This window comes from Nonomuraea sp. NPDC003201 (assembly GCF_053590415.1).
Map to the genome: position 1 here is coordinate 1 of NZ_JBSFTC010000390.1, position 8,886 is coordinate 8,886.

The 8,886-nt window shown below is 72.5% G+C and carries 7 protein-coding genes and 2 pseudogenes; 4 read left to right on the plus strand and 5 right to left on the minus strand.

Annotated elements, in window-relative coordinates; genetic code table 11:
- A pseudogene (locus ACWDX9_RS55160) lies at nucleotides 1–620 on the minus strand (NYN domain-containing protein); the annotation flags it as partial.
- Nucleotides 621–764: 144 nt separating this feature from the next.
- Between ACWDX9_RS55160 and ACWDX9_RS55165 the strand changes: the two are divergent.
- Nucleotides 765–1,826, plus strand: a complete 1,062-nt coding sequence (locus tag ACWDX9_RS55165) for a phosphotransferase family protein (protein WP_449970586.1) — start codon at nucleotides 765–767, stop codon at nucleotides 1,824–1,826.
- On the opposite strand, the gene ACWDX9_RS55170 is transcribed toward ACWDX9_RS55165, so the two are convergent.
- Both ACWDX9_RS55170 and ACWDX9_RS55175 read right to left on the minus strand, forming a co-directional pair.
- On the minus strand, nucleotides 1,827–2,474 hold the full coding sequence (locus ACWDX9_RS55170) for a response regulator (protein ID WP_449970589.1): 648 nt from the start codon (nucleotides 2,472–2,474) through the stop codon (nucleotides 1,827–1,829).
- Nucleotides 2,471–3,682 (minus strand): sensor histidine kinase, encoded by a 1,212-nt coding sequence (locus ACWDX9_RS55175; protein WP_449970592.1) that lies wholly within the window; start codon nucleotides 3,680–3,682, stop codon nucleotides 2,471–2,473. Before ACWDX9_RS55175 ends, ACWDX9_RS55170 begins: the two co-directional genes overlap by 4 nt.
- A 105-nt stretch (nucleotides 3,683–3,787) precedes the next feature.
- On the opposite strand from ACWDX9_RS55175, the gene ACWDX9_RS55180 reads away from it, so the two are divergent.
- Genes ACWDX9_RS55180 through ACWDX9_RS55190 form a run of 3 tightly spaced genes read left to right on the plus strand, consistent with a single transcriptional unit; the run spans nucleotide 3,788 to nucleotide 6,194 of the window.
- A complete protein-coding gene (locus tag ACWDX9_RS55180) occupies nucleotides 3,788–4,015 on the plus strand; it encodes a hypothetical protein (protein ID WP_449970595.1) in 228 nt (75 codons plus the stop codon).
- Nucleotides 4,012–4,512, plus strand: a complete 501-nt coding sequence (locus tag ACWDX9_RS55185; RefSeq protein WP_449970598.1) for a PH domain-containing protein — start codon at nucleotides 4,012–4,014, stop codon at nucleotides 4,510–4,512. Before ACWDX9_RS55180 ends, ACWDX9_RS55185 begins: the two co-directional genes overlap by 4 nt.
- Entirely contained in the window at nucleotides 4,509–6,194 is a 1,686-nt protein-coding gene (locus ACWDX9_RS55190) for a PH domain-containing protein (protein ID WP_449970600.1), read from the plus strand. Before ACWDX9_RS55185 ends, ACWDX9_RS55190 begins: the two co-directional genes overlap by 4 nt.
- 210 nt (nucleotides 6,195–6,404) lie before the next feature.
- Here the strand turns inward: ACWDX9_RS55190 and ACWDX9_RS55195 are convergent, their stop codons facing one another.
- Both ACWDX9_RS55195 and ACWDX9_RS55200 read right to left on the minus strand, forming a co-directional pair.
- Nucleotides 6,405–7,985: a hypothetical protein gene (locus tag ACWDX9_RS55195; RefSeq protein WP_449970602.1), complete on the minus strand. Its 1,581-nt coding sequence runs from the start codon at nucleotides 7,983–7,985 to the stop codon at nucleotides 6,405–6,407.
- Nucleotides 7,986–8,126: 141 nt separating this feature from the next.
- Nucleotides 8,127–8,886, minus strand: a pseudogene (locus ACWDX9_RS55200) (hypothetical protein); the annotation flags it as partial.

Here is an 8,886-nt window from a genome sequence, read left to right on the forward strand (position 1 = left end):
GCCGACCTGGCGTCCTCCGCCGCGTGCTCCATCTCGTCGGCCCGCTGCACCGCGGCCTTGGCCCGCTCGCGGGCGTCGTGGAGCTTGCGCCTCAAATCAGAATTTTCCGCCCGGGCCGCCCTGATCTGCTCGCGCAGCCGGTCGGCCTCCTCCTTGGCGGCGGTCTTCTGCGCGGCGAGCTGCTCGCGGAGCCGGGTGACGACCTCCTCGCGCTCCGATCCCTCGGCCGCCACGGCCGACTGCTCCAGGTCCGTACGGGCGACCTCGATCATCTCCGCCCAGCCGGGCGGACGGGTGAGATAGGCGGCCGCGGCCACGAGCACGGGGTCGGCGGCCGGTGGGACATTCCCCTCGGCCAGGGACGCCACCAATTCGGGCCAGCCGGCCTCCACCGATTCGGCCACCAGTTCGCGGAACTTCTTGTCGTTCTCGAGCTGCGCCGCGATGGGCGCGCTGCCGAGTTTGGCGCGTTTTCGGGGGTCGAACTTGGCTATCCCGCGAAGGGGCGGCGGTATGGAGGCAGCGGGCATCGTCCCGAGGACCTGGGACGCCAGATCGACGACATTGAGCCGCACCTGCTCGGGAAGCGGGCGAGACAGGCCTTCACCCGCTGAACTCATCCCACTTGTCCCTTCGTGACATGCCCTTTCAGACAAGGGTACGGCTGCCGCGTACCTGACCGTAACGGCCACCTCTCTCTAGACAAGCGCTTGGTTGGGGATATACGACTGAGCCGGGACGGGTGTTCACCCAGGAGGCCGACCATGGCAGAAGAGATCCGCACCTCCACCCGTGACCTGGTGGAACTGCGCGACAGCCTGACCCGCTGGCTGCGCGGGAGGGTCGGCGCGAGCGCCTCGGTGTCCGAAGTGTCCAGGCCCGCCGAGAACGGCATGTCCAGCGAGACCCTGTTCTTCACCGCGACCTGGGACGAAGGGCGAACGCGCTGCGTAGCCAGGCTCGCACCTGCGGTAGAAGCCGTTCCCGTGTTCCCCTCGTACGATCTTCGTGCGCAGTTCGAGATCATGCGCCTGGCCAGGCAGAAAGCTGGGATTCCAGCGCCCAGGGCCCTCTGGTTCGAGCCGGACCCGGAACACCTGGGCACGCCGTTCCTCGTCATGGAGCGCGAGGACGGCGACGTGCCGCCGGACGTGATGCCGTACACGTTCGGGAGCTGGCTGCTCGACGCGGCGCCCGCGGACCGGCGCAGGCTGCAGGACGCCGGCGTGGCGGTCCTGGCGGCGCTGCACCAAGCGGAGTTCACGCCCGCGGAGCTGGCCCCGTTCGGGGCCGCCGGGTTGCGCGCGCACGTCGAGGCGCAGCGCGGCTACTACGAGTGGGCCCACGGCGAGCGGCCGATCCCGGTGCTGGACCGGGCCTTCCGATGGCTCGAGTCGCACTGGCCGCGGGAGCCCGGGCCCGACGTGCTGTGCTGGGGCGACGCCCGGATCGGGAACATGATGTTCCGGGACTTCACCCCGGTCGCGGTGCTCGACTGGGAGATGGCCGCGGTGGGGCCGCCCGAGCTGGACCTGTCCTGGATGATCTTCCTCCACCGCTTCTTCCAGGACATCACCGTCTCCGCAGGCTTTCCTGGCATGCCCGACTTCATGCGCTGCGAGGACGTTTGCAGGAAATATCGGGAAATCACGGGGTACGAGCCGCGCGACATGGACTTCTACGAGATGTACGCGGCGCTCCGGCACGGCATCGTCATGGCCAGGGTGTGGCAGCGCCGGATCCACTTCGGCGAGCAGCCCAGGCCCGACGACCCCGACGACCTGGTGCTGCACCGGGCCACGATCGAGGAGCTCCTGACCCGCTGACTACGTGCCGGCGTCGTAGACCAGCAGCGCGACCTGGACCCGGTTGTTGAGGTCGAGCTTGGACAGGATGCGCGAGACGTGCGCCTTGACCGTGGGCACGCTCATGTAGAGCTCCCGCGCGATCTCGGCGTTCGACCTGCCCTGCCCCACGGCCAGCGCCACCTCGCGCTCCCGCTCGCTGAGCCGGCCGAGCAGCTTCCTCGCCCGTGAGGTACGGTCTCCCGCCGCGCCGTCGGACACGTGCGTGATGAGCTGCCGCGTCACCGCGGGCGACAGGATCGGCTCGCCCGCGGCCACCTTCCTGATGGCCTGCACCAGGTCGCCCGGCGCGATGTCCTTCAGCAGGAACCCCGCCGCCCCCGCCCGCAGCGCCCGCAGCACCTGCGCGTCGGCGTGGAACGTGGTCAGCACCACCACCTCGGGCGGCGCGGACGTGCCGCGCAGCGCCTCGGTGGCGGTGAGCCCGTCGACGCCGGGCATGCGGATGTCCATCAGCACCACGTCGGGCCGGTGCTCGGCCACCAGCGGCGGCACCTCGGATCCGTCGCCGGCCTCGGCCACGATCACGATGTCGTCGGCGCCGCCCAGGATCATCGACAGCCCCGCCCGCACCATCGCGTCGTCGTCGACGATCAGCAGCCTGATCATGCGTCCTCCCGAGTCGTCTCCACCGGCCAGGGTAGCCACGCGCGCACCACGAACTCGCCGGCCTGCGTCGCGCCGTGCTCCAGCCGCCCGCCCGCCAGCTCGGCGCGTTCGGTCAGCCCGATGAGCCCGGCCCCGGAGCCCGGGATGTGCGGGACGTGGCGCACCCCCACGGGATTGCGCACCTCCGCCGACAGCCCCTCGCCCCGCGTGCCCGAGACGGCGACCGCCACGGGCGCCCCGCCCGCGTGCTTGCGCGCGTTGGTGAGCGCCTCCTGGACGATGCGGTAGACGTTGCGGCCGAGTCCTTCCGGCGCGTCGCCGTCGGCGCGCAGGTCGAGCCGGACGTCCATGCCCGCGTGGCGGCACTCCTCCACCAGCGTGGGCAGGTCGGCCAGCGTGGGCTGCGGCCGGTCGGGGACCGGGTCGTCGCCGCCGCCCGGCCCCGCGTGGCGCAGCACGCCGATGACCTCGCGCAGGTCCTGCAGTGCCAGATGGGCGTTGGTCCTGATCGCCCCGGCCGCCCTGGCGATCTCCTCGGCGGGCGCGTCCGGCCGGAACTCCAGCGCGCCGGCGTGCAGGCTGAGCATGGAGATGCGGTGCGCGAGCACGTCGTGCATCTCCCGGGCGATGCGCTCGCGTTCGAGCCGCTTGGCCTCCTCCGCGGCGCTGTCGGCCCGCTGCCTGAGCGACCAGATGAGCTGCCGCCGGGCTCTGACCACGATGCCCCACGCGAACGTGGTCAGCACCAGCGACAGGGACAGGGCCACGATCTCGCCGCGCTCCGCGTCGGTCTGGTACCGCAGCAGGATGAACGGCACGAGCGTGACGAGGGAGAACAGCACGACCGGGCCGGAGACCTTGAACGGCCGGTGCACCGCCACGGTGAACAGCCCGACGACCGAGGCCCCGCCGGCGAGCTCCAGATAGGACGAGAGCAGGGTGGCCACCAGCGCGAACCGCACCGGCCAGCGCCGCCGCAGCCACACCGCCACGCACGACAGCGCGCCCACCACCTGCTCCAGCAGTTGCAGCGGCTCCGGCTCGTCCTGGAGCTCCGGCAGGGTCATGACCGTGATGCCGCACGCGAGCAGGAACATGGCGATGTCGACGATCCAGTCGCGGGTCGAGCGGCGCACCCGGCCGCCCTCCCTGCCGTCGCCGAGCAGCACCGACGGCAGCGCCCACCGGTATTCGTGCGTCACGTTCATCGAGGTTAGGCCCTGCCGAGGGTACGGCGACAGCGACCAAAGTAGCTGCCGCACGAGACCTACGGCCGACGCGGCCCCCGTGACCCGTGGACGACGCTGGGGACCATGAAAATGGTGCTGACGCTGCTCGGCTGGCTGCTGCTCCTGCAGGGAGTGGGCGGCCTGCTGAACACCCTGTTCGGCTGGTGGCGGTGGGCGCACGACCTGCTCGTGGTCAACCGGCTGCCGTTCCTGGAGGGCTACGAGGTGTTCACGGCCATCGTGATCGGCGTGCTCGGGTTCGTGCTGCTGGCCGTGGTCGACTCGGGCAAGAACGCGGAGAGCGGCAGATGAACGCGGGCACGCCGGCCGGGCTGCGGCCGCCGCGCAACCAGGCCGATCCGCGGGCGGTCGCCTGGTGGACCGTTCAGGGGCTGATCCTCTTGGTGCCGGTGGCCGCCGGCGCGGTGGCGGCGTACTGGATCCTCACCTCGCGGCCGGTCTGGCTGGGGGCGTGCGTGGCGCTCTTCGCGGCGGGCTGCGTGGCGCTGGCGGTCCTGGCGCCGCGGGCCACCTACCGGGTGGAGCGCTGGGAAGTCACCGACCAGGCGGTCTACACCCGCAAGGGGTGGCTGACCCACACCTGGCGGGTGGCGCCGATGTCGCGGATCCAGCGGGTCGACACCGCGCGGGGGCCGGTGCAGCGGATGTTCGGGCTGGCGGACGTCACGGTGACCACGGCCTCCTCCGCGGGGGCCATCAAGATCGAGGCGCTGGACCACGCGGTGGCGGCCGAGCTGGCCGAACGCCTCACCGCCCTCACCCAGGCCACGCCGGGGGACGCCACGTGAACGACGACGCCGGAGCGACCTTCCTTGAAGAGGGCTGGCGGCGGCTGGCGGGGCGGAGCCTCTGGGCCTCGGCGGTCAAGTCGCTGGCGATCGTCGCCGGCGTGGTGGCCGGTCTCCTGCGCTTCCTGGTGAGCCGGGACTGGCCTCTCGGCGGGATCGCGGCGGTCTGCGCGGCGGCCGCGACGCTGGTCGTCTCCGCCGTGGTGGCGTATGACGTGGCCAGGCTCCGTACGACGCGCTGGCGGCTCACCCGGGAACGCCTCGAACTGCGCTCGGGCATCACTCTCCGCCGGCACCGCGCGATCCCGCTCGACCGGGTCCGCAGCGTGAACCTGCGGGCCGACCCGGTGGCGCGGGTGTTCGGCCTGACCGTGGTCAAGGTGGGCACGGGCGAGCACGCGGCCGAGGGGACCGAGCTCGTGCTCGACCCGCTGACCAGGCACGAGGCGGAGTCGCTGCGCCGTAGCCTGCTGCACCAGGACGAGCGGCCCGCGTCCGGCGAGGGGCCGCTGGCGGAGCTGCGCTGGTCGTGGATCCGGTACGCGCCGCTGTCGCTGTGGTCGTTCACGGGGGCCGCGCTGGTGCTCGGGGCGCTCTACAAGGCGCTGAACTCGTTCGGGGCCAAGAGGCTCGTCACAGAGGCGGCCGACGGGCTGTGGGACTGGGTGACGGCGCGGCCGCTGGTGGCGGTCCCGCTGATCCTCGCGGTGAACCTGGCCGTCGGCGTCCTGGGCGCCGTCCTGCTGTTCGCCGAGTCGTGGGGACGTTACCGGCTGGAACGCGAGCCCGGCCGCCTCCGCCTCCACCGCGGCCTGCTGACCACCCGGTCCCTGACCCTGGAGGAACGCAGGCTGCGCGGCGTGGAGATCAGCGAGCCGCTGCTGCTGAGGCTGGGCGGCGGGGCCCGCGTCAAGACCATCGCCACGGGGCTCGGCAAGGCGGACGAGCACGAGACCGAGGACGCCGCCGCCCTCACCCCTCCCCTCCCCCGCGCCCTGGCCTGGCCCCTCGCCACCAAGATCGCCAACACCCCCGCCGCACCCCCGACGCCCATTGCGCCGCGAACGGACGCGCTCGGGCATGCCGCGCCTATGGACTCGCCCTGGCCGCCGGCGGGCGTCACCGGCCACGGCACGGGCCGGCACCGGGCGACCGAGCGTGACGCGGGCGACGCCGCCGGGCCGGAGACCGGCGCGGACGGGCTGGGGATGGGTGCGCTGGTGCCGCATCCGGCGGCGGCCAGACGGCGGCGGATCGTACGGGCGCTGGTGACGGTGGCCGTGCTGGCCCTGGCCGCCGGCCTGGCCTCCTGGCTGCTCCCGTGGCAGTGGTCCCGGGCCGCCGTCTGGGCGGTCCCCGCGCTGGCGCTGCCGTTCGGGATGTGGCTGGCCGTGGAGAGCGCCAGAAGCCTCGGCCACGCGCTCGGCCGCCGCCACCTCGTCACCAGGCAGGGCGCGGTGGTACGCAGGACGATCGCGCTCGACCGCAGAGGCGTCTCCGGCTGGACGATCACCGAGTCGTACTTCCAGCGCCGCGGCGGCCTGCTGACCGTCTCCGCCGCCACCGCCGCGGGCAAGGGCCACTACGACGTGGTGGACGTGGACCGCGGCGACGGCCTGGAGCTGGCGGCGCGGGCGGTTCCGGGCCTGCTCGAACCGTTCCTGGTCCGGGAAAAGAAGTGAGCCGCGTGATCCCCCTCGGTTTGCCCATGCCCCTGTACTGGACAAACGTGATCGCGCGGCTCAGGTCCTGCAAGACATAAAGGTATTTGTCGCGCTTGCAAGCGGGTTGCAGCTCCATTAACCGTTGACAGGATGATCCGTCAGGGGGATGTTTCCCGCGCGCGGCCGTCACCGAGGAGGGGCGCCACGCCCCTCCTCGACCGGGTCTGCCTAGCTGCCCGCGGGCTGCTTCGCCAGCTGGGCCATGAACGCCTCGGCCACGGTGACCACGCCGTCCATCGCCTCCTTCTGCGGCATGAACACGACCTTGGGCGAGGTGGCCGGCTCCTTCTCGGGCCGCTGGTGGCCGGAGAAGTCGATCCTGACGACGACCGGGCCCTTGCGCACCAGCACCGTGCCGGTGGACGCGGAGACCTCGCGGCTGTGCCGGTTCTGGATGAACTGCTGGTACGCCTGATCGCCCATCCCCTTGACATCGGTGAGCTTGCTCCAGGAGATGCCGCCGATGGACGACTCCTCGAACCCCTTGTCGCCGCCCCGCTGGCTGGCGTAGTAGCTCACGGCCGCGCCCACGTCGGCGGCGCCCGCCCGGTTGGTGAACCGGTGCACGGTGATCAGGACGCTGCGGATCTTCTTGATCCCCTCGCCCGCGCCGGGCACGTCCAGGTTCAGCCAGCGGCACTCGGTCTGGGCGTCGGAGCCGGCCTCGGTGCCGCGCGCCCTGGTGGTGGGCTCGGGCACGAGCCGCGTGGCCACCTCGGTCACGGCCCCGCACTCTCCGGGAAAGGCCGCCAGGACGGTCGGCGAGGGCTCCGCGCTCGCACTCGCACTCGTCCTCGGCGAGGCGGGGGCCTGCGACGGCTCCGGCTCGGCCAGCACGTTCGGGTGCTGCGCCTGCCAGGCCGCCATGCCCTTGGCGAAGAAGCCGGCCAGCCGGCTCACCTCGCGGATGGCGTTGTCCTCGGTGATCGACTGCGTGGTCTCGTTGGTCAGAATCGCCGCGTCCTTGCGCTGCTGGCCCGCCTGGTACTTGATCTCGACCGTCATGTCGCCGACCCGGGCGTTGGCCTGGCCGTAGGAGTACCACAGCAGCTTGCCGCTGCGGCGCCAGGTGTACTGCGCGTGCGCGGCGTCACCGACGCCCTGGATCTCCTTGATCGGGGAGACGTACTCCTTCTCGTCGGGCTTGAGCGAGGGCTTGGCGGTCGCGGCGTACCTGTCGCCGCCGTAGTCGACCTCGTACGAGTTCTGCGCCATGGACCGGCCGGTCTTGGCGCCGTCGGCCTTGTACTGTTCGATCCGGACGTCGATCTCCCTGCTGCGCCAGAACTCGCCGAACGAGATGCGCCGGTTCTCCCATTTGCAGGTGAAGGAGACCGTGTAGTCGCCTTCCCTGGAGTCCTTGGTGACGGTCGCGCCGGGCACGAGCCGGTCAGCCTCCTCCGCGGACAGCATGGCGCACACGTCCAGGCCGACGGGCGCCGAGGAGGCGGCCCGCGACGGCCGCTCGCTCTGCGCCGCGGGCGGCTGGGAGGGGCGCGAGACCTTGCTGACCACGAAGTACGCGCCCACCCCGCCCAGCGCGACCAGCACCACGATGGCGGCGGCCAGCGTGGGCAGCAGCCAGGCGGGCCGCCGGGGCGGCGGTGGCGGCGGCATCGGAGGCAGGGTTGGAGGCAGGGTCGGCGGCTGGGTCGGCGGCTGGTTGGGCGGCTGGGTGGGCGGCTCGAAGCGCCTGCCCGGCACCTGGTACGGGGTGGTGGACGGCTCCCACTCGCTGCCGGGGTTCACTGGGACTCCTGGGGTTGCCCTGACTTGCGGGGAAACATGCTAGTCATCCCCCTTGCAAGGTACTTGCAGCACTCCCGCCCATTCTGGCAGCGGCCCCTCCCCGACCGCGCCCACTTCGAACGGCACGGTGCTCCGACGGGCTCACTTCGACAGGGCGGCCGAGACCAAGCGGGCGACGGCGAGGGCGGGCTCCTTGTCCGCCGGGGCGCTGACCGGAACGTTCTCGCGGTGCCAGACCACCTCGCCGAGCACGTTGCTCGTACGGAAGAGCACAGTGCTGTCGGACGAGCCCGTCGCGTCGCTGTTGATGTAGGCCCTGAAGCTGTTCTGGATGATCGCCGACTCCCCCACCCCCGGGACGTCGGAGACCGAGCCGCGGACCTCGCGCATCACGGTGCCCTCCGCGCCGGTGCGGCCGGTCTTCTCGCTGGCGAAGCGGCGCTGCGCCACCTGGGGTCCGCCGAGATCGCCGTCGGGCCGCTCCGCCCAGGCGCGGACGACGATGCGGCGGCGGCCGTCCTCCCCGCCGTCACGCAGGATCCACTGGCACTCGCCCGGCCGGGTGGCCTCGCGCGACGGCTTGGCCTTCATGATCCGGGCGGCCTGCTCGTCGGTGAGCAGCTTGCAGGGATCGGGCGCCTTGGCGAACTTCCCGGTCTCGGGCTCCTCGCCCAGCGCGCCCGCGGCGTACCAGCCGCCCGCGCCCAGCACCACGGCGGCGGCCAGCACGACGGGCACCAGCCATCGGCGGCGCCGGGGCACGGGGGCGGGCCCGGCCAGGGCGCTCAGCGCCTGGCGGACCTGGGCCGCCGTGGGGCGGGCCGCCGGGTTCTTGGCGAGCATGGCCATGATCAGGCCGCCGAAGTCGCGGCCCGCCCGGACCGGCAACGGCGGCTCGTGC